Annotated in this window: 23 protein-coding genes; 9 read left to right on the forward strand and 14 right to left on the reverse strand. The window is 45.8% G+C overall.

All coding sequences use genetic code 11. The annotated features are described in order from the left end of the window. The first annotated feature begins 110 nt into the window (after nt 1–110). The 4 genes from Q4592_RS06665 to Q4592_RS06680 all read left to right on the forward strand — a co-directional run bounded on the left by Q4592_RS06665 (nt 111) and on the right by Q4592_RS06680 (nt 3,899). On the forward strand, nt 111–1,130 hold the full coding sequence (locus Q4592_RS06665) for an ABC transporter substrate-binding protein (RefSeq protein ID WP_303511400.1): 1,020 nt from the start codon (nt 111–113) through the stop codon (nt 1,128–1,130). Between the two features lie 7 nt (nt 1,131–1,137). Beyond that, complete coding sequence (locus tag Q4592_RS06670) at nt 1,138–2,964, forward strand: sensor domain-containing diguanylate cyclase (protein ID WP_303511401.1); 1,827 nt, start codon at nt 1,138–1,140, stop codon at nt 2,962–2,964. 177 nt (nt 2,965–3,141) lie between these two features. Then, nucleotides 3,142–3,288: a hypothetical protein gene (locus Q4592_RS06675; protein WP_154675877.1), complete on the forward strand. Its 147-nt coding sequence runs from the start codon at nt 3,142–3,144 to the stop codon at nt 3,286–3,288. A gap of 104 nt (nt 3,289–3,392) precedes the next feature. Beyond that, complete coding sequence (locus Q4592_RS06680) at nt 3,393–3,899, forward strand: hypothetical protein (RefSeq protein ID WP_303511402.1); 507 nt, start codon at nt 3,393–3,395, stop codon at nt 3,897–3,899. Here Q4592_RS06680 and Q4592_RS06685 read toward each other — a convergent pair whose 3' ends face one another. From Q4592_RS06685 to Q4592_RS06710, 6 genes are read right to left on the reverse strand one after another with little or no spacing between them, the layout of a single operon-like run. Next, nucleotides 3,900–4,298 (reverse strand): hypothetical protein, encoded by a 399-nt coding sequence (locus Q4592_RS06685; protein ID WP_303511404.1) that lies wholly within the window; start codon nt 4,296–4,298, stop codon nt 3,900–3,902. Continuing rightward, entirely contained in the window at nt 4,295–4,726 is a 432-nt protein-coding gene (locus Q4592_RS06690) for a YHS domain-containing (seleno)protein (RefSeq protein ID WP_303511405.1), read from the reverse strand. The genes Q4592_RS06685 and Q4592_RS06690 overlap by 4 nt, the downstream gene beginning before the upstream one ends. Next, the gene (locus tag Q4592_RS06695; protein WP_303511407.1) at nt 4,723–5,514 is read right to left on the reverse strand and encodes an NRDE family protein; all 792 of its coding nucleotides are present in this window, start codon (nt 5,512–5,514) and stop codon (nt 4,723–4,725) included. The genes Q4592_RS06690 and Q4592_RS06695 overlap by 4 nt, the downstream gene beginning before the upstream one ends. Further along, nucleotides 5,515–6,027, reverse strand: coding sequence for a DinB family protein (locus Q4592_RS06700; RefSeq protein WP_303511409.1), 513 nt, complete (start codon nt 6,025–6,027; stop codon nt 5,515–5,517). After that, nucleotides 6,011–7,792, reverse strand: a complete 1,782-nt coding sequence (locus Q4592_RS06705) for a lysophospholipid acyltransferase family protein (protein WP_303511411.1) — start codon at nt 7,790–7,792, stop codon at nt 6,011–6,013. Before Q4592_RS06705 ends, Q4592_RS06700 begins: the two co-directional genes overlap by 17 nt. A 10-nt stretch (nt 7,793–7,802) precedes the next feature. Further along, nucleotides 7,803–8,930, reverse strand: coding sequence for a D-alanine--D-alanine ligase (locus Q4592_RS06710; RefSeq protein ID WP_137674118.1), 1,128 nt, complete (start codon nt 8,928–8,930; stop codon nt 7,803–7,805). A 184-nt stretch (nt 8,931–9,114) separates the two neighbouring features. On the opposite strand from Q4592_RS06710, the gene Q4592_RS06715 reads away from it, so the two are divergent. The 5 genes from Q4592_RS06715 to Q4592_RS06735 all read left to right on the forward strand — a co-directional run bounded on the left by Q4592_RS06715 (nt 9,115) and on the right by Q4592_RS06735 (nt 14,808). Then, nucleotides 9,115–10,560 (forward strand): ATP-binding cassette domain-containing protein, encoded by a 1,446-nt coding sequence (locus Q4592_RS06715; RefSeq protein WP_303511413.1) that lies wholly within the window; start codon nt 9,115–9,117, stop codon nt 10,558–10,560. A gap of 46 nt (nt 10,561–10,606) precedes the next feature. Continuing rightward, nucleotides 10,607–10,978, forward strand: coding sequence for a DUF805 domain-containing protein (locus Q4592_RS06720; RefSeq protein ID WP_303511415.1), 372 nt, complete (start codon nt 10,607–10,609; stop codon nt 10,976–10,978). Between the two features lie 19 nt (nt 10,979–10,997). Continuing rightward, the gene (locus Q4592_RS06725; RefSeq protein WP_303511417.1) at nt 10,998–11,804 is read left to right on the forward strand and encodes a CLCA_X family protein; all 807 of its coding nucleotides are present in this window, start codon (nt 10,998–11,000) and stop codon (nt 11,802–11,804) included. 248 nt (nt 11,805–12,052) lie between these two features. After that, nucleotides 12,053–13,093: an extracellular solute-binding protein gene (locus Q4592_RS06730; RefSeq protein WP_303511418.1), complete on the forward strand. Its 1,041-nt coding sequence runs from the start codon at nt 12,053–12,055 to the stop codon at nt 13,091–13,093. Continuing rightward, nucleotides 13,090–14,808 carry a GGDEF domain-containing protein gene (locus Q4592_RS06735; protein ID WP_303511420.1) on the forward strand — a complete coding sequence of 573 codons (1,719 nt, stop codon included), beginning with the start codon at nt 13,090–13,092 and terminating at the stop codon, nt 14,806–14,808. The genes Q4592_RS06730 and Q4592_RS06735 overlap by 4 nt, the downstream gene beginning before the upstream one ends. Before the next feature lie 310 nt (nt 14,809–15,118). Here Q4592_RS06735 and Q4592_RS06740 read toward each other — a convergent pair whose 3' ends face one another. The 8 genes from Q4592_RS06740 to Q4592_RS06775 form a co-directional block, all read right to left on the reverse strand. Continuing rightward, the gene (locus Q4592_RS06740) at nt 15,119–16,297 is read right to left on the reverse strand and encodes a sugar ABC transporter permease (protein WP_303511422.1); all 1,179 of its coding nucleotides are present in this window, start codon (nt 16,295–16,297) and stop codon (nt 15,119–15,121) included. A 4-nt stretch (nt 16,298–16,301) separates the two neighbouring features. Then, nucleotides 16,302–17,825, reverse strand: a complete 1,524-nt coding sequence (locus Q4592_RS06745; RefSeq protein WP_303511424.1) for a xylose ABC transporter ATP-binding protein — start codon at nt 17,823–17,825, stop codon at nt 16,302–16,304. A 73-nt stretch (nt 17,826–17,898) separates the two neighbouring features. Continuing rightward, nucleotides 17,899–18,891, reverse strand: coding sequence for a D-xylose ABC transporter substrate-binding protein (gene xylF / locus Q4592_RS06750; protein WP_137674110.1), 993 nt, complete (start codon nt 18,889–18,891; stop codon nt 17,899–17,901). A gap of 426 nt (nt 18,892–19,317) precedes the next feature. Continuing rightward, nucleotides 19,318–20,238 carry an o-succinylbenzoate synthase gene (gene menC / locus Q4592_RS06755; protein ID WP_303511426.1) on the reverse strand — a complete coding sequence of 307 codons (921 nt, stop codon included), beginning with the start codon at nt 20,236–20,238 and terminating at the stop codon, nt 19,318–19,320. A gap of 99 nt (nt 20,239–20,337) precedes the next feature. Continuing rightward, complete coding sequence (menB, locus tag Q4592_RS06760; RefSeq protein WP_303511428.1) at nt 20,338–21,183, reverse strand: 1,4-dihydroxy-2-naphthoyl-CoA synthase; 846 nt, start codon at nt 21,181–21,183, stop codon at nt 20,338–20,340. Next, nucleotides 21,176–21,970 (reverse strand): 2-succinyl-6-hydroxy-2,4-cyclohexadiene-1-carboxylate synthase, encoded by a 795-nt coding sequence (gene menH / locus Q4592_RS06765; RefSeq protein WP_303511430.1) that lies wholly within the window; start codon nt 21,968–21,970, stop codon nt 21,176–21,178. Before menH ends, menB begins: the two co-directional genes overlap by 8 nt. Continuing rightward, complete coding sequence (menD, locus tag Q4592_RS06770) at nt 21,960–23,714, reverse strand: 2-succinyl-5-enolpyruvyl-6-hydroxy-3-cyclohexene-1-carboxylic-acid synthase (RefSeq protein WP_303511432.1); 1,755 nt, start codon at nt 23,712–23,714, stop codon at nt 21,960–21,962. The genes menH and menD overlap by 11 nt, the downstream gene beginning before the upstream one ends. Beyond that, entirely contained in the window at nt 23,698–25,029 is a 1,332-nt protein-coding gene (locus Q4592_RS06775; protein WP_303511433.1) for an isochorismate synthase MenF, read from the reverse strand. The genes menD and Q4592_RS06775 overlap by 17 nt, the downstream gene beginning before the upstream one ends. Between the last annotated feature and the right edge of the window lie 34 nt (nt 25,030–25,063).

Below are 25,063 nucleotides of genomic sequence, written 5' to 3' on the forward strand. Positions count from 1 at the left end.
GGTGGTTAGGGCGAGTTTTAACAAACTAAACAGGCTAAATCTGCAGGGTGGTTTATAGTTTTAACTAAGCAAAACCAATACTTGCTGGTTGCCCTAATTTGAAAAGAAACGTGGTTATTTTATTGTTAGTGTTTTGCCCGTTGGTATGGGGGCAAGGCTCTGTGGTGTTTTTGAACCCTGGTAAAGCAGATGAAAGTTTTTGGCAGGACGTAGACACTTTTGCAGCCGTTGCCGCTAAACAGCTGGACCTAGATTTACAAACTTTTCACAGTGAACGTAATCACTACTCTAAGCTCAAGCATATTGAATGGATGATTGAGAACCAGCAATTACCCGACTATTTAATGTTAGTAAACGAGCGCCAAGCCTTGCCGCGTATGCTTAGTTTGTTAGAAGGGCATGCGGTTTATGTGGTTGTGATATTAAACGATTTAGATGAAGATCAGCTGGCCTTGCGCAAGCTAAATCCACATTGGCAAAAGTACTTATTAAGTAGCCTAGTCCCTAACAACTACGCGATTGGCTATGCGACCGCTCAAGCCATGCATGCTGCCGCGAAGGGAGGCGGCGGTGATGCAGTGATTATTTCCGGTGACAAAGCCACTCCCGCCTCAGTGGCCAGAGAAGCGGGGGCAGAGGCGTTTTTTCTGCAGCAAACATCGATCAATATGCGCCAAATTGTTTATGGGCTATGGGACGAACAACGTAGCTACTACCAAACCAAAGTGTTATTGCAGCGTTATCCGCAGCTACGTTTTTTGTGGACGGCCAACGACCACATGGCATTTGGCAGCCTGAAAGCCATTAAAGAAGCGGGTAAACAAGCAGGAAAAGATATATTTGTTGGTACCGTGAATACCTCAGAAAAAGCCTTAGAACTGCGTGAAACTGGCGAGATAAGTGCCTTAGGCGGTGGCCATTTTAGTGCTGCAGGCTTAGCCTTAAATCTTATCTATTTACATCAGTTGGGCAAACCTATTCCAGCTACCGTTAACTCTAATATGTTTCAACTACTGGTTCCGGGAACCCAGGAGTACCAGCAATTGAAAGACAAAAACTGGAGCGATATCTCCTTTGATACCTTGTTGCTAGAACGGGACAAGTCTTTTAATTTCCCCGTCGTGCAATGAGGTGACTATGGTGAAAGGTTCTTTCAAGCTACACACTCCGATTGCCAAAAGATTACTCATTTTAATCGTGGGTGCCAGCACCCTATTTGCGCTGGTCTCGGTGGCAGTGCAACTTGCTTTCAATTTTTCTGGTGCGGTGAAAAATGCAGAGCGGTGGGTTGATGAATACAATCAAGCCAATATGGCGGCCATAGAACGGGCTATTTGGGATGTAGACTATCAGCTATTAGATGAGTTACTGCAGGGGTTTGTACAGCAGCAATATGTTGCCACGGTTAACCTTAGCTCCGGCGATGGCATTAGTTTGAGTATTGGAGATGCCAATTTAAACCAGAAATTCTACGTTTATATGCTTAGTTACCGTGAACGAGATATTGGCCAATTAACCGTTGGTTTAGACTTGTCGTTAATAAAGCAAGACATCGCCGAACAAGCCTTGGTGATACTGTTAACTAACGGCTTAAAAACCTTTTTGATGAGCCTGATTATATTGCTTTTGCTTGGGCGTTTAGTGACTGGTGACTTACGCCGCTTGGCCGAGGCAGCCGATCAAATATTTACCGAAGAGCAACAAATAGTGCAATTGCCTAGCAAGCTGATTCAGCGTAATGACGAAATTGGTTTAGTGGCCAGCTCAATGCAGCAATTGCAGCAACGTTTGCAACGTGGTTTAGATGCCCGGCTAGAAGCCGAGCAACAGCTTCATCAGCACCGTCAGATATTAGAGGAAACCGTAGAACAACGTACCGCACTGTTAAATTGGCAAACCGAAGCTAACCAGTTGCTGTCTGAGATATCACTATCATTTCTTAATCAAACCCCAAGAAACTCTAAAGCCCTATTGCAGCGCGCAACGTCGGCGATTGGCAGTTTGTTCTCAGTGGAGCGAGTGGTGATATTAGAGTTTGAACGCCAGCAGGCTATTTACCGAGACGTATGGAGTGTGCCCGGCCATTTAGCGCCAATAGAGCCGATAGATCTAAGCCAGTTAAGTGAACTTAAGCGGCGTTTAGTGAATGTTGCGCCGATTGTTGTGAACGATGTAGAGAAGATTAAGCGCCAAGCTAAAGAAGAATATAAGCTGCTTAAACAGCATGGTATTAAGTCGTTTGCCGGTTTTCCGTTAAGTGATGGCAACAAAGCCTTTGGCCTGCTTAACTGTGTCAGTTTGAGCTATTGCGCGCTGTGGGACGACCACCAGATTGCACTACTTGGGCAGTTTGCCGCGGCAATTAGTGGTTTGTTAATTCAAGAAAAAAATGCCTTAGCCATGGCGCGACTACAAAACGAGTTACTGCAAGTGAATGAGCGCTTGCAAGTATTAGCAGAAACCGACGAACTCACTGGCTTGGTGAATCGCCGACCGTTTAAACGGGAATTAAACCGCGCTATTGCTAGCGCTAGGCGTCATCGCTCGCAAATTGCAGTAATGATGGCCGATATTGATTACTTTAAAGCCTATAACGACCGCTATGGTCACCTGCAAGGTGATGAGGCCTTAAAGCTGGTAGCTAAAGCGCTATCTTCGGTAGTTAAACGCAGTGAAGATTGTGTGGCGCGAGTTGGTGGGGAAGAGTTTGCGATATTGCTCTCCGATGTTAATCAGCAAGATTTACCGCAAATGGCAGAGCGGATAGTTCAAGAGGTATCGGCGCAAAATATTGAGCACCAAGGCTCGCAGATTTCTGAAGTATTAACCATTAGCCTTGGCGGTATATTGGTGGAGCCTGATGATGTGCTGGACCCAACCAACTTACTGGAAATGGCCGATACATGTTTGTATAAAGCCAAGCACCAAGGGCGCAATAGAGCGGTGCTTGACCTCGACGTATAGCGACTCTGTTTCAGTTCAAAATTCCTACAATTACTTCTTCTATCTTGATACTTGTTGTTACTGATCATGGTCTTAGCTGATCTGATTATTCATGGGGAAAGCGGTGAGCTTGGTCGCATCTATTGGCGAACAATTTTACAACAATGGGTCACTATAGCGTGTTGCAAGGAGAGGAAGATGAACGAACGTTTATTACGGGTTCTCGCGTTAAGCATTGTGTTAAGCAAATACATCGGCATTTTTATTGTGACGGGTTTAGCACTTAGTTCTGCGGCCCTAGCGGCAGAGCTGATGCTTTTCTTGGGTATGGAAAGCCAAGAGTAACGGGCTTATTACGCAGGCTAGCCACTTAGTAGCTTGTTTATCAGTTAATTGGCGTATATGTTTTATACTATAAATATTGGCTGACTAGGAGTGAGTGCCTGCGTATGAGTCATACCAAATTTTTAAAACTAGCCATTACGGCTTATGTCATCTGTGCTTTACTGGCATTTTTGGCGACGGCTTTTAGTGGCGCTTATGCCGATAATTTGCTGCTGCAACGGATTTGGATATTTCCGCTACGTTTTGAATTCGCTTTAGTATTACTGTTTCTCAGCCTCATCGCTGCGTATTCCTTGCTGCATAATAGTTTTCACGGTCGCTTGATGTTGACCGGCGTAGCGGTGGTACACATTCTCAATATGATTTTTGCTACCAGCTTAGTGGAGTCTGCCTTTGCTGCTTTGTTGAGTACCGCCAGTATGCTGAGTTTGGGTGTGCTGCTGTATGTGGCGTGGACCAACCCTCAATCTCATAAAGTTAAGCGTTTACAGGCCTATCAGCAGCAGCGCCGCAGAGCCAAAGAAGAGCAAGATAAAATAGATTTTGCGTATTTGAACCCGGTCATCCCGCCGCCAGAACACGAGGCTAAAAAATCCCAACACGAGCAGTAATTACTCTGGCTTCGGTGCCTGCAATTGCTGGCAATAACTCCATAAATACAAACTGCCAATCGCAAGCCCAGGTAAAATAGCCTCGACTAAGTCGGGTGTTTTTTGCCAAGTATGTAATACCACCGGAATGGCCAACATAACCAACCAACTTACCGACATGGCAGACCAGCGTACCGTTTGACTAAAGCCCCACCGCAGTAACATCCACTTGGCAATAAAGCTTATTAGCCAAGTAGAAACGAAAGCATAACTGCCTTGCACTAAACCGGCTTTAAGCGCCACGGCATTGCCATGTTCGCTATTAACAAAAGCGGCCCAAGCGCCGTATACCAAGGCGGCTAACAGCGCTATTTGCCAAGGACTTAGCTGGTTAACTAGCTGGCGGTAGCGTTCAATCATTCTATAACGCTTGGCCAGTTGTTATCGGCACTTTGAATATAGTCATCGCGTTTGGTGAGCCATTTTTCTTGCACGCTAGCGTTGTAATTGAGGTAAAGCTTGCCGTCTAGCACGGTGAATTGCTCCGGTTCAATGCTGGCTGTTTTACCTTTGGCTACAGCGTAGGCGCAATAGCCACCATATTGCGGAGCATATTTTTCAGGCTCGGCGCTAAACTTAGCTAAGTTGTCGGCGCTGCTAAAGCGCCAAGTCGCCCCTTGCCATTCATATTCAAAGCTTTCTTTACCTTCTACGGGTTTGTTTTCGGTGAAGTAGGCCACACTGTCGTAACCTTTTATCGCTAGATTATTAAACCAAGGAGTGTAAATGGGGTCGGCGGCAAAACTGTAACCAGAAACAAACAAAAGCGCTAATAGCAGTTTTCTCATGATGATACCTCTTCGCTGAATTTGCGGTTAAGCAGTGAAAATTGATGGTGTTGTTTATTTAGTTCTGTAACGAGTGGCTTAGTGTTGGCTTGGTGGAGCTGCTCTCGCCATATCTGTAAGCTCGCCTCGGGGTAGTAATTAAGCTCGCTGGTGTGTGGGCTAAGTACTACCTGACAAATGCTTTTACTGTGGGCATCTTCGCGATCCATTAACACTGAGTGATCGCGATTATCCCGACATTGTTGTAGATGAATATCTTGCAGCACGGCGCCGGCGCTGCGGGTTTGGGTACTGTGTAGCCATTGTTCAAAGCGTTGTTTACGAATTGCCAATACTTGCTCGGTATTGAGGGCAGACGAACTTAGCTGAAAGGCTGCTTGTTTGATATGAGTTCGACTGAGCAGCTGACCATTCCAGGTGAAATGCTCACTAGTGTTATTAGCCACTAACACTAGATCAAAAGGGTTATAGCCCTGGTAGCATTGCTCTGCTAAATGTTCACTTACTTTGCTTGGCGCGCCAAGTAATAAGGCCTGAGGGATGATTTGCCCACGGGTAGGTGCAGGGCTATGTTGTGGATCTTGGTAGCGATTGAGTAAGGCTAGCACCACACCATGGTTATTAATACCAAACCACGTTCCTCCTGCTTGGCCGTCTACCGGATAGATGCTTTCGGTCAGCGCTGAAGCTTGTTGTTTTAAACCTGCTTCATGGCGCGAGCGAGCTTCATCTCGGTTCATGGTGACGAGGGTGCGCTCATTAAGGCGCAACACGCTAAGCGTACACATTTAAGAACCCTGTTGGCGCAAGTAACTGGCAGTGCTAGGGGCAATGCCCATGTTTTCGTCTACCAATAGACCAAGCTCTTTGGCGACTAACTTGGCGTAAGCCACATGGTGCACAGTATGATTGATGAGATAACAAAGCTCGCGACTTAGGCTGCTATCAAACTGCATAGTTTGTTGCTGCTTTAGCGAAATCTCTGATTCCACTTTAATCGCTCGCTCATCAATTGCCGATTGTGGATGCAAAAACCAATTCGATAGCTGCTGAATTAACTGCAACGCAAGGCTAGGGTTATTTTCAATATCACTATCTCGATGGCGAGTATTGTAATCAATACTGCCTTTATCAAGACCTTGTTGTAGCGCTAAAAAATGGTCCAGTATATGTCGCACATGGCGACCAATGCCCGACTCACTATGCATGGAAGGCTGGTTATAGAGTGTTCCTTCACTCGCTTCTACTAGTTGCTGCACTTGTTGAAGTGCGTCTACGGTAGCCTCACGCAGCTGCTTCATTTTTTCTCCATTTACTTAAAAATATCTTGCTACCAGTTTGACCGAGGTAACGGCGTAAATATTTCTCAGGGGTTTTTCTTAGATCAACAATAATCAAACCGTCTAAAGATTGGTTAAAGCTGTTATTCACTGAGAAACAGACAAAGCGGCCATTTAGAGCCAAGTAATGGCGAAGTAAAATGGGGATCGATTTCCCCGGTTCACATTGGCCGACTAACTTGTTTAATATGGCTATGTTACTTAACGACGCCAGTACTTTGCTGGTCCACACTTTGCCTTTTACTTTAAGGGGCACAATGGGTTTTACGTCATTTAAATACCGTTGTTCGGCACGAAATGCAGAGATCATTGAGTCTGAAATAAAGGCTTGAGCGAGCTCTGAGTGTTCTTGCGAAATGCTCACACAACCAAATAAGGTGTGATATTGCGGATGCTTAGCCACGTAATGACCAATGCCTTGCCATAACAAATCCAACGCTCGAGGATGACGCTGATATTTAGGTACAACAAACGAGCGGCCCATTTCTAAGCAATCACCCATCCGTTTTAAATAGTTTTGATCAAAGTCGTAAAGCGAACGGCTGTACAAGGCGTTAATGCCATGTTTTTCTACCACTTCGTTGGCGTGACCGAGTCGGTACCCTCCCACCAAGCAGTGAGTGTCGTTATCCCACACAAATAAATGTAGATAGTGAGGATCGAACTGGTCACTATCTAGATTTTTACCGGTACCTTCGCCAGCGGCTCTAAAGGTGACCTCACGCGCTAAGGCTATCTCGTCCATAATTGGGCCAAGCCGTTGGTAGGGGGCACAGTAAACAGTAAAATTACGATGAGTCACCAATGCACAATCTTCTAATGTGTCTAGCTGGTCGCGTAAGTTTTGTCGGCCATTGGGTAAACATTCCACTAAGTGCAGCGGAGGATGTTTAGGGGGGACTTTAGCTTGAGGGTTGAGCGGTAAACTCAGCAAGTCGGTGGCTACGCGAAGGTAGTCAGTGACCGCTTGTTCATCACTTAAGTCTTGGTAATCTTTGGGTTTTATTAACTCGCCAATTTGCATGGTAAATTCACGGCCGCGTTTGTTTATCAACTCACGTGGTAGCATCGCGGTACGCAGGCGGCGATGTATTAAACCCGCTAAATAAAATAACTTAGAATTACGGCCACTTACAAAACAGGGCAATACATGCGCTTTATAACGTTTTGCTAAACGGCCCACCAAATTGTTCCAGTCACGGTCTTCAATCTGGCCATTTTCAGTATTAATCGCCGACACCATGCCCGCTGGGTAGATCATTAATGCGCCGCCTTTAGAAAGGTGCTGGCAAGACACTCTAATCCCACGGGCATTTTTCTTGGCGGCTTTTTCTGACAATACATCTACGCCAATAAACAAGTCTTCAAATTCAGGAATATTCGCCAGTAACTCATTAGTGAGTACTTTTAAGTCAGGGCGTACTTGCAACAATAACTCGCTCATGGCTACCCCTTCTAAACCACCCAGTGGGTGATTAGCCACAATTAACAGCGGGCCTTGTTGCGGTATGTCTTTTAGTACCTCTGGGTTGTTGGCCAGTAATGAAAAATCTAAACAGCGCATGGTGTGGCGTAAGAAATGTAAGGCAGTTTTGCCATCATCTGCAAAACGAGGGCGCTCATCGTAGTGCTTGGCTAGTTGGCTTAGTGCCAAGCCTTTTTCAATGATGCGTGCTAGCCACTGCGGGCGCATACTGAGCCGAAAAGGATTTTTCTTATTCTGCATGGATTACTCCTTAATCCGTTTCTGGATAACAGGCGGTGAGCTCACGTTCGTGTTTCCAGCGTACTAGCAGCTCTTTAAATTTGGGTGGTTGATAGCCGCGCTTGCGGTTAGCTGCACCAAGTTCAAATAGCGTTTTATATTGAAATAACAAAGAGCGCATGGCCTCGAGAAAAGGGGTTTTTCTATCCCAAATGTGTAAGGACTCTGAGCTGGCACTGTTTATTTCAACAATCTCTAGGTTCTTTCCTTGCTGTAGGTGGTCAATGTCGGCAAATTTAATGTCCATACGTCCGTAATAAAACTCTGGCAAATCAGCCATCATTTGATTCACTGCGTTGTTTAGCTCTGGGGTAATTAAGGCATTGGCATCTCTAAAAATAGCGCCGCGGCAATGGCTGGCAGCAAACACCAATTTGTAGGGGCTGCCCTCTTCAATAACCTGTTCAAGCTTGTCTTGATGACGACTTAAATATAAGTGCTGTAACTCACTGGCGCGGGGATCGGCTTGAATCAATTGCTTGAGGGTGGATTTGCCGTCACCGACTACATAAGGTGTGTATTTAAGTGCCAGCGAAATGATTTCGCCCTCTGGTTTATCGGGATGGCGAACAAAAAACACCCCTGCTTCGGCTTCATAAGTGGCCAATTTCTGCAGCATTAACGCTGAATTAATCGGGTAGTTATCTAAACAGTCTCGCAGCTGCTGCTGGTTATGCAGCAGTTTTACGCCTGCACCACGACAGCCAATATCTGGTTTTCCCACTAGCGGAAATGCCAACCCGCGCTGTTGCATTTGCTGCTGTAAATCTTCTACTTGATGTTCTATTGGCGCGCCAGTGCGGTTGACCTTCATCCAAGATAATACCGCGGCATCACAGTGGCCGGTGGCTTGGGCTAATAGTTCACTTTTGCCAACTCCTACCATACCTGCCAGAGGCAGTTTAGGGTTGGCTAATAAGGGAAGGGTAAACGAACGGTGGCGTAAACCTAATACCAGCCATTGCAGCACAACCGGAATATAAACAGCCCAAGTAGGCCAAAATTCAAAAAAAGAAGTGGTTTTACCGTTCATATCTAGCGCGGGCATGCCCGGCGATACGTAGGGGCTAGAAGACTGGTTGTTTAATTGTTCGGTCACAGTGTCGGCACTTCCTGTTGCATGTTATCTGTCTTATCAGACCTGCGTAAGCTGATAAATAATTCAAACTCCGTTAGATTTAGTCTAGTTCAGCTCAATGATTAACCCAATACGGTGTATTAATCCTTCAGTCTAAGCGAAGATAGTTACGATTAAATGTAAGACTTTAGGATAGGCAGGCGAAATGATTGTTGAAGATTTACTGTTGGTGGTAGGTGAGCGACAGTTAAACATAAAGCATTGGGAATTAGCCGTAGGTCAGCATTGGGCAATTTTTGGTCATAGCGGCAGTGGTAAATCTTTGTTTGGCGCCTGGTTAAATGGTGAGTTAAGTGCAGAGCGAGGCGAGTGCCAAGGCCGACCAGAGCGAGTAGCGCTGGTATCCTTAGAGCTACAGCAAGCATTGCTAGAAAATGAATTGGCAGAAGATGACAGCGACTTTAGCGATGAAAGTGATGCTGGCCACAGTGTGGCCGAGCTATTAGCAATAAGCAGCTGCGATTCGCAAAAGATAAGTGAAGTGCTTGAGCAATGCGACTTAAGCCACTTGCTTGAACGCGGTTTTAGAATGTTGTCTACCGGTGAAACTCGCCGCTTAATGCTAGCGCGTGCCTTGTTAACCGATCCTCAGTTATTGATCCTCGATGAACCCTTTGCTGGGCTAGATATTGCTCATCAGCAACGCTTATTGCAGCTGCTAGAAGTGTTATCCGAGTGCTGCCAACTGGTGATTATTACCTCGCGAGACGAAGAGTTGCCAGCATCAATTAGCCATGTAGCGGTGTTAGATGAGGAGGGTTTAAGCCAACAACTCACCATTGAGCAGTGGCGAGAGCATCCAGAACGGAAAATGTTGCAGAGATTGGCCGCGAAGCAGTCAATGGCAATAGTGGAAGCGCTGCGGCAACATCAGCAACAAGATATTCCAGAACCATTGTTTTCTATTACTCAAGGGAGTGTGAGTTACGCTGGCGAGACGATTTTTAGTGGTTTGGACTGGCAAATAAGCCGAGGCCAGCATTGGCAGGTACGAGGGCCTAATGGTTGTGGTAAAAGCACATTATTAAATCTGATTTTTGGTGACCACCCACAGTGTTACAGTAATCACATTCAGGTCTTGGGTTACCAACGTGGCTCTGGCGAGAGCATTTGGCAGGTTAAGCAGCGTATTGGCATGGTATCAGCAGCGCTGCATTTACAATACCGAGTTAACTGTAGCGCCATAGAGGTGGTGTTGTCTGGGCTTTATGACTCTATTGGCATCTATCAACAGCCCAGTGAATTAGAGCTGGCTCAAGCCCGTTTATGGCTGCAACTTTTTGGTATGCAAACGCTAGAGAAACAGTATTTCAAATCTTTATCCTATGGCCAGCAGCGTTTATTGATTATTGCACGAGCGATGATAAAAGCGCCTAGTTTGCTGTTGTTAGATGAACCCTGCCAAGGCTTAGACTTTTTGCATCGCAGCACGGTGATTAATGCTCTAGAATTAGTGGCTAAAAATACCTTGAGTCACTTAGTGTATGTGACTCATCATCAAGAGGATGCGCTACCCAGCATTAAGCACTTTGTAGATTTTGATGATGGCGCAGTGCGGGTTAGTTCAACTACCAGAGAGCTTACTCAATAACACTGAGTGGCTAGCACGTTTTAACCGTTTATATAGAGGCAGATTTATGCAGTGGTACATTGGCGTACTTAAGCAGTATTTGGTTTTTTCAGGCCGTTCTCGTCGCAAAGAATATTGGATGTTTGTGCTGATTAACAGCATTGTGAGCGTGTTGCTGAGTGTTGTTGACCAAGCTATTGGCTCGGTCAACGTAGAATCTGGAATGGGCATATTAGGCAGTATTTATGGTATTGCGGTGTTACTACCTTCTATTGGTGTGGCGATGCGTCGTTTACACGATACTGGTCGTACAGGCTGGTGGTTATGGATAGTGTTACTGCCAATCATTGGGGTACTGGTGTTGTTGTACTTCTTTTGTTCAGACAGCCAATCTGAGAGCAACCAGTACGGTGCGAACCCCAAATTGACTCACGCTTAATGCTAGCACGTGCTTACTGATGTCTTTGAATGACAATAAAGGTACCGGCTTACAGCGTGAATACTATCGTCGTGGCCCAGATTATCGGCATGGGGATGAAGTGGATTTTGCCGATGTAAAACACACTTTTGGTTTTGCTGGGCTAGCGATTGGCGCGTGGGTGACCAAAGCAGAAAAGCAGCGCGCGGCCAGTTTAGTATTTGATGCCTTGGCAGATTTAGCATTTTTGTTAAATTTGCCGCCTAAGGCCTTGGGTTTGCGCAATAGCCTAAATTTAGCTTTTGGCACTGGCGGCCAGCGTAATGTGCAAGCGCATTATGCTCCGGGTAGCCAAACCTTAGCCCTTGCAAAAAATGCCGGAGCAGGGGCTTTGGCTCATGAGTGGTGGCACGCTTTTGATCATTACATGGCCGATAAACTGTTTATTAGCGCAGCTAGGCCCAATGAGTTTGCCGCAACCCGCTGGTTAGTTGACGACCCACAGCGTCAGCATCCCCTTAATCAGCGTTTAAGTCAGTTGTTTAAGGTGGTGTTGTTAAGTCATGAAGGCACCGACTTACACCCTTATGTAGCGCGCTCTGTCGCCTTAGACAAGCAACGCGGGCTGCAATACTTTAGTTTACCTACCGAAATGATGGCACGTGCTTTTGAGGCGTGGGTGCAAAGCCGAGACGAGCTAAAAAATAGCTATTTAGTTAATGGTACCAAGCAAACTGATTTAGCTAAGGCTGGTGGATACCCAGACGCTGCACATCTAAACCTGATAGGCGAGGCAATGGTTGATTACTTTGCGCTATTAGGCCAAGCGTTGAACTCGCAAAGTTGAAGCAGAAAACTTGAAAAATAACTATTGGATTGGCAGTATTTGACCGAGTAGTTAAGTGTTGAGTTCATCAACTATCTACAGCGTTAAACGCAGTGAATTAGCCCGCCAAAGTGGTTCACGATATTTTGACTTAAGTTTAACTTTTGGTTCACTATTTTGTTTGAGATCGTATACTAAACGGTCACTCCATTAGCTTAGTAGCAAGAAGCTCATTAGCTAGCAGCACAACGTACGTTAGGGAACAGGGAATGTTGCGAGTTTTATCTACCTTGGGTTTATTGTTCAGTTTAATTAGCCTACCGATTGCGGCAGAGCAAGTTGATTTGCGAGTACTGGCATGGCCGGGTTATGCCGACGCAGACATGGTTGCTGCCTTTGAAAAACGCCACAAAGTGAAAGTTAAGGTGAGTTACATCACCAATGATGATGAAATGTGGCTGAGAATGGGCAATAAACAAGGTGCTGATTACGATGTTTTTGCGGTAAATACCGCCGAGTTACAACGTTATATTGATGCTAATTTGGCTGTGGCCATCGACCCAAACAGTATTGATAACGTCACCAAGCAACTCCCTCGCTTTAGTCGTTTAAGTGATATCCCCGGAGCAACACGTGGTGATGAAGTTTATGCCATTCCTTATACCTATTCTGAAATGGGCTTGATTTATAATCGAAATTACTTCGATACACCACCAGAGTCTTGGCAGGTATTATGGGACCCACAATATCAAGGAAAGGTGTTAGCTTATAATGGCAGCGCACATAACTATTCCTTAGCGGGTTTGGTTGCCGGTGTTAGCAATCCTTTTCAGCAAACTAATCAAGAGTTTACGTCTAGTACCGAGCGTTTATTAGCATTGCGTCGTAATGCTCTCACCTTTTATAGCTCACCAGAAGAAGCGCTCGATTACTTTAACCAAGAATCTGTGGCACTAGTATTTGCCAACTACGGCGCTCAACAGCTCAAAAAGCTGCAAGATTCAGGCGCAGACATTGGTTACACCATTCCCAAAGAGGGCGCTTTAGCTTGGTTAGACTGCTGGGCATTGTCGAATGGTGTACAAAACCGAGAGTTAGCCCATCAGTGGATTAACTTTACCTTAGAGCCTTGGGTGAGTGAGTTGCTTACCGAGCGCCAAGGTTTAGCCAATACCATTGTGCAAGATACTCGCAGTGTGGCTGAAGATAAGATTATTTGGCTAGAGCGAGTAGAGGATAATCAGCGTAGAACGGATTATTGGGAAAATATTTTAAGTGGTAAAACCTTACAGACAATGGCGCTACCATGATCAACTCAATTTCGCTGCGTTTTGGTTTATGGTTTGCGATGTTTGGTATTTTGGCATCGGTGGTCACCGCTACCGTTAGTTACCATGAAAGCAGAGAACTATTGGCTGAAAGCGCTGAGCGTGAACTTGCCACCACTACTCATATTCTCTCGCGCGAGTTTAATCACAGCATTAACGAAATCGCCAAAGATGTATTATTTTTGGCTTCAATTCCACAAACTGCCGGATACTTTCAATCTTCAAATAAACCGCTGCTGGCGAAGCAACTAACCGATATCTTCAAGCAAAAACTCAGACTTAATAACTCCTATTTTCAACTTCGCTTTATTGGCGCTGACAATTTTGGGCAAGAGCTGATTAGGGTGGATCGCTTAAGTGATGGCTTAATTGCTATTGAAGCAGAGCAGCTAGAAGAAAAAGCTCACTACCCCTATGTGTTTCGCACCCTTCGTTTAGGTGACGGAGACAGCTATTTGTCTGATGTTGATATTCATAACGAAAAAGGTGTTGAGCTTGGCCAACATCAGCCAACCTTAAAAGTGGCTTCGCCGGTATTTAGTGGCGGTAAAGCTCTTGGCTTAGTGGTAGTGAATGTAGGTTTAGAAAATCTCTTTAGTTTGCTACAAGCCGATTTACCCTCTGGAGTCGAAATCTATTTAGCGAACCAGAAGGGCGATTATCTGGTTAATCCTAATCCCGACAAGCAGTTTGGCTTTCACTATGGCCATCGTTATTTGATGCAGCGTGATTTCCCCCAAATGGAAGCGTTGTTTAGTGATTTTCAGCCGCGTACTTTTGTTTTGGATCCATCTGCTGCGATTAGGTACGAACGAGCTGTCTCGTTTACTCCTTTGTTTTACGGTCCTGCTTCTAGTCAAAAATTAGCGGTTTTAGCTTTGGTAAGCCCTTTGCCTACCTTGAGCAATATTATCGACTCATTAGCCGGCTCAATGATTAAGGTGTGTTTAGCCCTAAGTTTATTGGGTTTACTGACTTCATTACTTTTCGCCAAGGTATTGTCTCAGCCTATTCGTAATATGGTGGTGGCTGTTAAGGCGTTTTCCACGGGGAATTTGCCTGCTAAAAGGTTGCTGCCTAGCCAGCGTAAAGACGAAATAGGCTTATTAGCCACAACCTTTGGGGCAATGTCGCAGCAAATTAATAAACAAATTGAAGAGCTAAAGCGTAATGAGGTGAACCTGCGGCATATGGCGAGTCACGATAGCTTAACGGGCTTACCTAATCGTGGTTTGTTTTTGGAGCAGTTAAAAATCTCGATTAATCGGGCTCAGCGCAAACAAAGTGGCCTAGCCGTGGTGTTTATCGATTTAGACAACTTCAAACAAGTTAACGACAATCTCGGTCATGAAGCCGGCGATCATTTGCTACAAGAAGTGGCAAAGGTATTACGAGATGTAGTGCGCGCTGAAGATGCGGTCGCTCGCTTTGCCGGCGACGAGTTTATGTTAGCGTTGGAGTCTATCGACGAAGATGAAGCCTCAGAAGTGGTGGCCACCGTATTACGCCGCTTAGCCCAGGAAGTGAGCTTAGGTGTGCATATTCAACCCGTGTATGCCAGTGTGGGAATTAGCCTTTACCCAGCTAACGGTACCGATCCTGAAATGCTGATTCGTAATGCTGATGCCGCGATGTATAAAGCCAAATCTAGCGGTCGAAATCAATATAGTTATTTTGATTTGGATCTTATTGGTTAGTTAACATCTGCCACTTGAGTATGCTTGAATCATTATTGCTTTGCCCTTCAATCGGCCTAGAGTCGCTTACCCCAAAAAGCCACATTCTCCTACGACATTCTGGTTTATGATCGAGTTTTCCCTTTAGATAGTAAACGCTGTTACTAACTTTGCTGACAGCCTATGAAAGGCGCTTATCGCTTGGCTTTGAGTAAAGTTGAGGAGGGAATTAAAATGAAGTGTGTTGTTCTATTGCAGGCTAAATAATCTAATGAATCGCTTAGCCAATATTAGTGATGGAAAAGCCAGAGCGAGGCTCTGGCTTGTTATCTTATGCGCGTTTTTTACTGGCAACGTCCATCCATACTGCAAGCAGTAGAATGCCGCCTTTAATAATAGACTGCCAATAGGTCGGCACGTCCATCATGCTCATGCCGTTGTCTAAGCTGGCCATAATAAATGCGCCCATTACTGCACCAAATACAGTCCCCACTCCGCCCGCTAAACTGGTGCCGCCAATTACACAAGCCGCGATAGCATCTAACTCTGCCACAGTACCTGCAGATGGTGAACCGGCTCCTAAGCGTGAGGCCAAAATAAGCCCGGCAACACCCACTAACAAACCGTTAATGGCAAATACGCTTAGCTTGGTGCGTTCTACATTAATGCCCGATAAACGGCTGGCTTCTAAGTTACCGCCAATGGCGTAAATACGGCGTCCAAAAGCGGTCTTCTTAGCCATAAATGCGGCGATAAACATCAGTACCACTAATAACAATACCGGGGTTGGTACGCCGCGGTAGTCATTAAGCAATAACACTGTACCTAGGGCAAAAATAGCAATTAAACCAAACTTAAAGATATCACCACTTATTGGTGAGTTAGTCAGTTTGTGCTCGGTGCGATTTTTACGCAGCTTACCTTGCCAGGCGAAAAATACCGCTAATGCACCCACCGTGGTAATCATTGAGAACATATCAGGCAAATAGCTTTGGCCAATAATGCCCATGTCGGCGGTGGTTGGCGCAACGGTGCTACCGCCGGTAATACCAATCAGTATTCCCCTAAAGGCGAGTAAGCCTGCTAGCGTCACAATGAATGAAGGAACTTTGCGGTAGGCCACCCACCAACCATTCCAAAGGCCTAACAAAAAGCCTGCACCTAAGGTGAGAATAATGGTTAAAGGCAGTGGCAGTTCCCACCACACATCCATAATGGCTGCTGCGCCGCCCAACAATCCCATCATTGAACCCACCGACAAATCAATTTCGGCGGAGATAATGACAAACACCATGCCAATTGCCAAAATGCCGGTAATGGCGGTTTGGCGTAGTAAGTTTGAAATGTTACGTGGGGTTAAGTAGCTACCCTCAGTAGCGAAGTAAAAAAACAGCATGATGACCGCAATAGCGCCAAACATCACCAATACTTGTAACTTCATTTTCTTTAAATTGCTCATCAGGCTTCCCTTAGCTTCGGTACTGGTGATGGTAGTTTCTTGACTCGACATTTGCTTACTCCTCGGCCAATGCACAGTCCATCACCATTTCTTGGCTCAGGTCTTGATTGTCTAATAGGCCTTTTAATTTTCCTTCGTGCATCACTAATACGCGGTCACTAATGCCCAGTACTTCAGGCAATTCAGATGACACCATAATGATGCTAATCCCTTGTTTAACCAGCTGATACATCAGCTTATAAATCTCATATTTTGCGCCTACGTCGATGCCGCGAGTAGGCTCATCGAGGATCAAAATGCGCGGCTCTAACAACAGAAACTTAGCTAAAATGGCTTTTTGTTGGTTACCGCCGCTGAGGCTTTTAATGGCTAATTCAGGTGAAGCTGTTTTTACTTTTAAGCGCTGAATTGATTGGTTTATAGAGGCATGTTCAGCCGATTCATTCACCGTTTGACCTAGGCCGCTAAACATATTCAGACCGGCTAAGGTAATATTCTGGCCAACCCCCATAATAGGGATAATACCGTGACGTTTTCGGTCTTCAGGCACCATGGCAATACCGTGGTTTAGCGCATCGCGGTTATGGCGAATTTTAATCGGTTTGCCATCTAACTCTACCGGACATTTATAGATGCCTTCGTAAGAGCCAAATAAACACTGCATTAACTCGGTACGTCCAGAACCTACCAAACCAGCAACACCTAAAATTTCGCCTTTGTGTAAGCTAAAGCTGATGTTATCGACTTGTTTTAAGTTGGCGCTTTTGCTGAGTTGGGCGTTTACCGGACCCACTTTTAAAATAACCTCGCCAATCGGGTGTTCTTCACGCGGGAACAGTTGTTTAAGCTCGCGACCTACCATCATGCTAATAATGTCGTCGGTACTCATACGTTCGGCATCTTGAGTGCCAATGTGTTCGCCATCGCGAATAATACAAATCCGATCGGAAATTTCTTTCACTTCGGTGAGCTTATGAGAGATGTAAACACAGCTAACGCCCTCGCTGCGTAGCTGTTTTACAATATCTAACAGGACTCGAGTTTCTGATTCAGTTAACGGTGCGCTGGGTTCATCTAGCACCAACACTTCGGCGTTTTTAGATAAGGCTTTAGCAATTTCAACCAATTGCTGCTGGCCAACACCTAACTCTCGAATCACGGTATCGGGTGACACATCTAGCTTGACTCGGTTCAACAGCGCTTCTGTTTGTTTAAACATCGCGCTGTGATCTAAAACGCCATAGTGAGTGATTTCAGCACCCAGGAAAATATTCTCAAGTATCGACAGCTCTTTCACCAAGGTGAGTTCTTGGTGAATAATTGCGATGCCTTTTGCTTCGCTGTCTCTAATGCTATGCGAAACCAGTGGCTCGCCTTTGTAAATAATTTGTCCTTCGTAACTACCATGGGGGTGAACGCCAGTAAGTACCTTCATTAAGGTGGATTTACCAGAACCATTCTCGCCGCAAAGTGATACCACTTCACCGCGTTCTAAGTTGAAATTAACCCCATTTAGCGCAATCACTCCGGAGAATTTTTTAACGATGTCAGACATCATCAATAAGCTACTTTGGCTCATCTTTAACTCCTAATAAAAAGGGCGGGGCGCTGGCCCCACCCTTTTTTACTGCATAGTGAATAGTGCTGCGTTTTTATTGGTAAACGTCGGCTTTAGTGTGGAAACCGTCGGCAATTACCGTTTGGTCAATGTTAGATTTATCCACTGGAATAGGTGTAAGTAAGAATGAAGGAACGTCTTTAGTGCCATTGTTTAAGCTTGAGTTAGCTTCTGGCATTTGGCCGTTACCCATTTGTACAGCAAGTTCAGCGGCGGTAGTTGCCAGTAGTTTAATTGGCTTGTAGATCGTCATGGTTTGAGTACCGGCTACTACGCGGCGGCTCGCTGCCAAGTCAGCATCCTGACCAGAGATATACACTTTACCTGCTAGGCCTTGTGCGTCTAATGCTTGAATTGCACCGCCAGCGGTAGAGTCGTTAGAGGCAACCACTACGTCAATGTTGTTGTCGTTAGCGGTTAGGGCGTTTTCCATAATTTTAAGCGCGTTTTCAGCTAACCAGCCATCAACCCATTGGTCGCCCACTACTTTGATGTCGCCTTTATCGATAAGCGGTTGCAGTACGTTCATTTGTCCTTGGCGGAAAAGCTTGGCGTTGTTATCAACCGGTGAGCCACCCATCAAGAAAAAGTTACCGTCGGCTTTATGTTTAATCAGTGCTTCGGCTTGTAGCTCACCCACTTTCTCGTTATCAAACGATAGGTAGAAATCGATATCAGCATTGTTAATTAAACGGTCGTAGGCAAGTACTTGAATGCCTTCAGATTTGGCTTCAGCAATCACGTTAGACAATACTTTGCCGTTGTAAGGAATAATCACCAGTACATCTACGCCGCGAGAGATCATGTTTTCGATCTGTGAAATCTGGGCGGTTTCGTTACTGTTGGATGATTGTACAAATACTTTGGCGCCGAGCGATTCGGCTTTTTCGACAAAAAAGTCTCTATCTTTTTGCCAGCGTTCTAGGCGAAGGTCATCGATGGCCATACCAATTTTAACGGTTTTGGCAAAAACGGGGGCGGAAACTGCTAACGCGACTGCGCACAATAGTGTGGTCAGTTTTTTCATGTTTTGGCTCCTTGCTATATAGCTTGTTTTATAATGTTTTAGCTAATTTTAGGTTGAAGAGGTAATCCCAATTACTCATTCCTCGACAACCAGACTAGGCGCTTAACCCTTGAGCACCAATGACGCTTTTTTGTACGGCTATAATGAATATTCACATACTGCACCACTATGTGACATGCCTCTAGAAAACGTTTTCCTGTTTTTGTGGAATGTTAAATTTTCTTTAAAGTTGGCATCATAGTTGAGTCACACTTTTATGGCTTATTGAGTTTTTTAGCACTTGAAACAATAACACTTTCAGCGAGTTTTTCTCTTTTTGTATATTTAATTTATTGAAAATAAAGATAAAAGTGTGACAAGCCTTAAAAGACTCGGATGACCTGCATTAGAGGTTTTTTTGATGGCGCGGCAAAGTTAACAGCTTGTTTATAGTTTATGCTGAAATGTTTCCAGTTCTTCGATGTTGGCTGCTTGCTCGCTAAACGCTTTTAAGGTATCCAAACCAGGTGCTTGGTCTGGGGTGTATTGTTTGGCCATGGTGTTTATCCATTGCAAACCAAATTCACTTTCGTAAGCCGAGCTTAATACGCAGCTTACTTGGTCTGCATGAGCTTGCTCGACCAAATTAGCGCAAACTCGCCAAGGGCCTAGTAAGCTGGGTTTTATCACCAAGCAACGCAACCCCTCAAAGTAGTGATAACGGTAACTGCTGTCTTGTAAGGTTTCGTCTAAGCCAATCCCTGCGCCAGTACGTTGGGCTAGCAGCGCACATTGTTGGCTATTCATTAAGGGTTCTTCAATATAATCAATGCGGCTTAAATCAATGTTTTCTAGTACGTATATCGCTTGGTTCCAGATCCAGCCTCTATTGGCATCTAGGCGTAAGCGTAACTCAGGATCATGCTCTAGCAATTGATTAATGAGCGCTACGTCTTGTTTAGGAGATTGGCGGGCCACTTTGAGTTTTGCCAGTTTAGTATTGTGCAGGGACAGTATTTGTTGGCAATGCGCAAAATCACCGTTGAGTAATGGATAACCGGAGACGATTGGTGAATTGGGGGGGAAGCCAGCCATGGCACAATCCATTCCAAAAGCGACACTAGGGTAGAGTTTACGCTGAGCGTGGCCTTGCAGGTAATCACGAATTTGCTGCTCGGCTTGTTCTAGTGTTTCGTCACTAAAACCAGGCAGTGGGGCTATTTCGCCGCGACCTACTCGGCCATCGGTGAAGTGAAGTTCTAGGTATAAACCATGGCGATGAGTAATTTGCAGCGGACCAAATTGCAGTGGTGTATGCAACGCTTGAGTATAGCGACTAAGAGTGGCGCTTTGCCAATTACAGAGCATGCCGAGTCCTCACAAATTTTACCAAGGGTAAGCAAAAATCGTTACCCTTCAAACTTATCATTTCTCGGCTACTTTCCGCAATAACAATTGCTTTTGTTATTAAGGGTTACGTTTAAATTTACTGAATTCTGGTGGGCGTTTCTCATTAAAGGCGTTGCGCCCTTCTTGGCCTTCTTCCGTCATATAAAACAGCATGGTGGCATTGCCAGCCAATTCTTGTAACCCGGCTTGCCCATCACAGTCAGCGTTTAAGGCCGCTTTTAAGCAACGCAGCGCCATAGGACTGTTTTGTAGCATTTCTCGACACCACTGTACGGTTTCTTTTTCTAGTTCGGCGTAAGGTACAACGGTATTCACGAGGCCCATATCTAAGGCTTCTTGAGCGTCATACATACGGCATAAGAACCAAATTTCACGGGCTTTCTTTTGGCCTACAATGCGTGCCATGTAGCTCGCGCCCCAACCACCATCAAACGAGCCCACTTTAGGCCCGGTTTGACCAAACTTGGCGTTGTCTGCGGCAATGGTTAAATCACAGATCATATGCAGTACATGGCCACCACCTACCGCGTAACCGGCTACCATGGCAACCACAGGTTTAGGGCAAGTACGAATTTGTCGTTGAAAGTCTAATACGTTGAGGTGGTGCGTGCCTTGGTCGTCTTGATAGCCGCCGTAATCTCCGCGCACTGACTGGTCACCGCCTGAACAAAACGCCAATTCGCCTTCACCCGTTAAAATAATCACCCCTACTTCTGGGTCGATGCGGGCATCATTTAAAGCGTGCATCATTTCTTGTACCGTTAAAGGGCGAAAGGCATTACGCACTTGTGGGCGGTTAATGGTGATTTTGGCGATGCCGCAGGCCGATTTATGGTAACGAATATCTTCATACCCGTTGTCGGCGTCTTGCCAGCTTACTGCTGTGCTATCAATCTTAGTCATTCTCTTCTCTATGGTTATTTAAGACACTGGATAGTTGCTGAAGAAACAGTGTCGGTTGTTCAAAATGGCAATTATGACCAGCCTTGTCGATGCTATGCCAACGCAGGCGAGGGTAATCTTGTTGTAGCTGTCGGGCTAGCAGTTGATACTTATTGTCTAGGCTACCGCCAATAAAATCTAGCGGCATTTTCAACTGTCCCAGTTGCTTGCTTAAGTCGGCCTGTAAACCGATGCTGCAGGCGCGTAATGCGGCGGCGATGCCTTGGCGATCTTGCTGTTGCCGTTTTTGAATCAACTGCTGGCGCTGTTCCGCAGATAGGTTGGCAAATACCGTTTGTTGGTACCAATCGCTCAGCAGTTGGTTAATTGGATCTTTTAACCAACGAACGGCCCAGCGGTTGTCGTGCACTAAACGCTGCTGTCGCGCATCATCGTCGCTTAAGCCAGTATGAGCCGACTCTATAATCAGTGATTGCAAACCTTTTGGTGCTAATAAAGCATGGTGCAGTGCCAAGCGACCACCTAAGCTATAGCCAATTAGCTGATACTGAGAGATTTTGAGTCGTTTTAGGCAAGCACTTAACTGGTGGCTAAAGTCTTTAAACGCGGCGCGCGGTTTTAAGCGTTCGTTGGCACTCATACCGTGGCCGGGGATATCAATGGTCACGCAATAATAGTGCTCACTCAGCTCAGTAATCACTTTTTGCCAATCGCTGCCACAACCCAAAAAGCCGTGTAAAAACACCAAGCAAGGATGTTGGCTTTGACCATAAACACTAAAGTGCATCTTTACTGGCAACCTCTGCTAATAATGCCTGATAACGAGAGCTGGCGTCGCTTGGAGCAAACTTAACTTCGATTAAACTTGCCCCAGAATTGCGCTGTGCCTGCTGAAAGGCGTACTCAAATTGTTGGTTATTACAGACTTCAGTGTAGGGCAAATTAAAGCTAGCGGCGGCAGCGGCAAAATTAGTTTGGTGAGGCAATTGGTAAAACTCGCTAGCCAGTTGTTGATGTTTGGCTTCAACCACGCTGTCATCTAAGTTCGGCAATAATCTGAATATCTCTCCGCCATCGTTGTTAAAGAGCACAATGGTTAAGCTACTTTTGCTACGACTGGCGAGTGCGAGCGAATTTAGGTCGTGTAATAGCGAGGTATCGCCAATCACCAGTGTTGTCGCTTTGCCTAGGCCTTCGGTAATTCCGGCGGTGGTGGCCACTAAACCATCAATGCCAGAGGCGCCGCGATTGGCAAAGTAATGCTTGGCATTACAGGGTTGCCCCAGTAATTCAAACATTCGTACTATCATGCTGTTACCCATAAATAGGGCCGAGTCGCTGGCTTGTAAGGCGGATACTTGCGCACAAACCGATAACTCTGAGTATTGGGTTTTTACTGTATTTACATCATGTTCAATGGCTTGCTGGGCAGTGCTCCACAGCGTCGTATAATCTGAATTATGCTTGCTAGCGCTTGCTGGGTGAGCTGCTAACCAAGCTGTGGCCGCGCATTGCCAGCGCTGCTGGGTGTGGTGACTTGGGTTGATACGCTGAGAGTGAGTTGCAATCACATAGTGTAAGGCTGGTGATGCCGCTAGCCACTGGTTTAAACGCTTAGAGACCAGCTTATCACCGAATTGAATAACTACTTCGGCTTGCACCTGCTGGGCAAAATGTGGATTTGCTAATAGCAATTCTGCTTGGCTAATGACCTTTTGCGAAGTTGGGTCTAGTTTGGCGTGACTCTGCTGCCAATGGCTTTGACAGTCTGCCGCTATCGGCCAGCCAAGTTGTTGCGCCCAAGCAATGATGGCTTGGCTTTGCTCAAGGCTCTGTTGGCCAATCACCACCAGCACTTTTTGTTTGTTGGTTAGGACGGTCCAGTCGTGAAGCTGATTCACCAAGGTTACGTTTTGGTGCTGTTGGTAAAAAGGTTGAGTGCCAGCCAACCAAGTATGCAAACCTGCTGCATGTTGGCGAAGATCTTGTTGTGCTTGTTGTGGGTAAAAAGGTTCACGATAGGGACAATTTAAATGCACTGGCCCAGAGTGTTGCTGCAGAATCGCCAACGCATGGCCCAACTCGGTGAGCATCGCTTGCGGTAGATTACTGAGATTTGGTTCGGCCAGTTGGGCTTGATAAACTGGATATTGAGCAAATATACCTTGTTGTTCAATGGCTTGATTTGCGCCTACCGAGAGTAACTCATGAGGGCGATCAGCACTTAAAATCAGCAAGGGGATCTCACTTTGCTTGGCTTCGATAACGGCAGGATACAAATTACCTACCGCGCTGCCCGAGGTGGTTATTACTACCACCGTTTGTTGCGTGGCTTTTGCCAAGCCGAGTGCGAAAAATCCGAGGCCGCGCTCATCAAAATGGCAATGGCTTATTGCTTTTGGGTGATTAGCCACCGCGAGAGTTAAGGGGGTAGAACGTGAGCCTGGCGCGATGCAAAAATGGGTAATGCCGTGGCGGGTGCAGTCTTCTATTAACCACTGAGCCCAAGCAATATTAATGTTCTGATTCAAGCAGAGCATCCTCGTCGACTAGCTGCAATACCGTGGCGATTTTATGATTCAATTCTTGCCATTCCTGTTCGGCCTGAGAACCAGCAACAATGCCCGCTCCAGCAAAAGTACTTAAATGTTGAGGAGTGACTAAAGCGCTGCGTATAGCCACCGAAAACTCGCTTTGAGCGCCACTTAACCAACCTACCGCTCCAGCATACCAGCCGCGAGCATATCCTTCATTTTTAAGTATATATTGTACCGCCGATGAACGAGGCAAACCGCCGACGGCTGGGGTTGGGTGCAGTGCTTGCAGTAAAGAGCGGTCATCTAATGCTGGGCTTACTCTGGCTTGAATCCGCCTTTTTAAATGCTGAACTCTATCTAACTTCACCAGCTCTATTTGGTCTAGCGCTCGCACGTGTAAGCTCAACTCTTTAAGGCGACGGGTTAAGTCATCAACGACCAACTGGTTTTCTAACTGATTTTTTGCGTCATCTAACAACTGCTTGCCTAATTGCGCATCTTGTTCGGGGGTTATCCCGCGAGGTGCAGTGCCTGCCAGCGCCTCACTGACCAGTTGACTGCCTTCGCGTGAATACAATCGCTCAGGGCTGCAACCCAAAAAGCTACTAATGCCATCAAATTGAAATAAGAAGCTATAACAGTTTTGTTCTTTTTGTTGCCACTGCTGTAATAAGGCAAAGGCGTTTAGTTCGGCGTTGAGCTGAATATTGGTTTGCCGCGAAAGCACTACCTTAGCGGTATGCTGTTGGAATTCTTCACTGGTGACTTGATCGACTAAACCTTGCCATTGAGTACGGCTGGGCTGATCTTGGCGGCTTAACGCTTTTAAACTCACCTGAGGCAAAGGCTGAGTTGGTTTTAACGCCAGAAATGCTTTTTCGATGCGTTGATATTCTAGCTCTGGCTGATGTTCAAAATTGGCGTTGATAAATAAACGGGTGTATTCGCCGTCACAGCGGATTTCGAAGCGCGGTAAAATAAAACGCCGATGCGGGAAGCCTGACCATTGAGCGCTTTGCCGAGCAAAGGCAATGCCACCATAAAAGCGTAATTGATTATTGCTGGGGTCGAGTTGATCGCAAACCGATTGCAGTTGCTCAAGATCTAAGATTGATTTGGCGGCGCCCACAAACGCAACTTGCTGTTTGTGTTTGTTTTTCCAATAACCGCGAGTGGTGTGCTGTTGCTGATTGAGCCAGGCGAGTAAATCGAGTTTGGGCAGTTTTATGCAAACCTGCTGAAAACCCTGCTGAGGCACTTGCCTAAGCTGGTTAATCGCAATCTTAAATTGGCTAGCAGTGAGTCTCACCTTAACTATTCCTGCTCGAGAATACCGTTTCAAT

It is taken from the genome of Agarivorans sp. 1_MG-2023 (genome assembly GCF_030548385.1).
Lineage (GTDB): Bacteria > Pseudomonadota > Gammaproteobacteria > Enterobacterales > Celerinatantimonadaceae > Agarivorans.

What these genes read in the sequence shown, in the direction of transcription:
- Q4592_RS06670 (WP_303511401.1), top strand. Translation starts at nt 1,138, where the DNA reads ATGGTGAAAGGTTCTTTCAAGCTACACACTCCGATTGCCAAAAGATTA.
- Q4592_RS06675 (WP_154675877.1), top strand. Translation starts at nt 3,142, where the DNA reads ATGAACGAACGTTTATTACGGGTTCTCGCGTTAAGCATTGTGTTAAGC.
- Q4592_RS06680 (WP_303511402.1), top strand. Translation starts at nt 3,393, where the DNA reads ATGAGTCATACCAAATTTTTAAAACTAGCCATTACGGCTTATGTCATC.
- Q4592_RS06685 (WP_303511404.1), bottom strand. Translation starts at nt 4,298, where the DNA reads ATGATTGAACGCTACCGCCAGCTAGTTAACCAGCTAAGTCCTTGGCAA.
- Q4592_RS06690 (WP_303511405.1), bottom strand. Translation starts at nt 4,726, where the DNA reads ATGAGAAAACTGCTATTAGCGCTTTTGTTTGTTTCTGGTTACAGTTTT.
- Q4592_RS06695 (WP_303511407.1), bottom strand. Translation starts at nt 5,514, where the DNA reads ATGTGTACGCTTAGCGTGTTGCGCCTTAATGAGCGCACCCTCGTCACC.
- Q4592_RS06700 (WP_303511409.1), bottom strand. Translation starts at nt 6,027, where the DNA reads ATGAAGCAGCTGCGTGAGGCTACCGTAGACGCACTTCAACAAGTGCAG.
- Q4592_RS06705 (WP_303511411.1), bottom strand. Translation starts at nt 7,792, where the DNA reads ATGCAGAATAAGAAAAATCCTTTTCGGCTCAGTATGCGCCCGCAGTGG.
- Q4592_RS06715 (WP_303511413.1), top strand. Translation starts at nt 9,115, where the DNA reads ATGATTGTTGAAGATTTACTGTTGGTGGTAGGTGAGCGACAGTTAAAC.
- Q4592_RS06720 (WP_303511415.1), top strand. Translation starts at nt 10,607, where the DNA reads ATGCAGTGGTACATTGGCGTACTTAAGCAGTATTTGGTTTTTTCAGGC.
- Q4592_RS06725 (WP_303511417.1), top strand. Translation starts at nt 10,998, where the DNA reads ATGTCTTTGAATGACAATAAAGGTACCGGCTTACAGCGTGAATACTAT.
- Q4592_RS06730 (WP_303511418.1), top strand. Translation starts at nt 12,053, where the DNA reads ATGTTGCGAGTTTTATCTACCTTGGGTTTATTGTTCAGTTTAATTAGC.
- Q4592_RS06735 (WP_303511420.1), top strand. Translation starts at nt 13,090, where the DNA reads ATGATCAACTCAATTTCGCTGCGTTTTGGTTTATGGTTTGCGATGTTT.
- Q4592_RS06740 (WP_303511422.1), bottom strand. Translation starts at nt 16,297, where the DNA reads ATGTCGAGTCAAGAAACTACCATCACCAGTACCGAAGCTAAGGGAAGC.
- Q4592_RS06745 (WP_303511424.1), bottom strand. Translation starts at nt 17,825, where the DNA reads ATGAGCCAAAGTAGCTTATTGATGATGTCTGACATCGTTAAAAAATTC.
- xylF (WP_137674110.1), bottom strand. Translation starts at nt 18,891, where the DNA reads ATGAAAAAACTGACCACACTATTGTGCGCAGTCGCGTTAGCAGTTTCC.
- menC (WP_303511426.1), bottom strand. Translation starts at nt 20,238, where the DNA reads ATGCTCTGTAATTGGCAAAGCGCCACTCTTAGTCGCTATACTCAAGCG.
- menB (WP_303511428.1), bottom strand. Translation starts at nt 21,183, where the DNA reads ATGACTAAGATTGATAGCACAGCAGTAAGCTGGCAAGACGCCGACAAC.
- menH (WP_303511430.1), bottom strand. Translation starts at nt 21,970, where the DNA reads ATGCACTTTAGTGTTTATGGTCAAAGCCAACATCCTTGCTTGGTGTTT.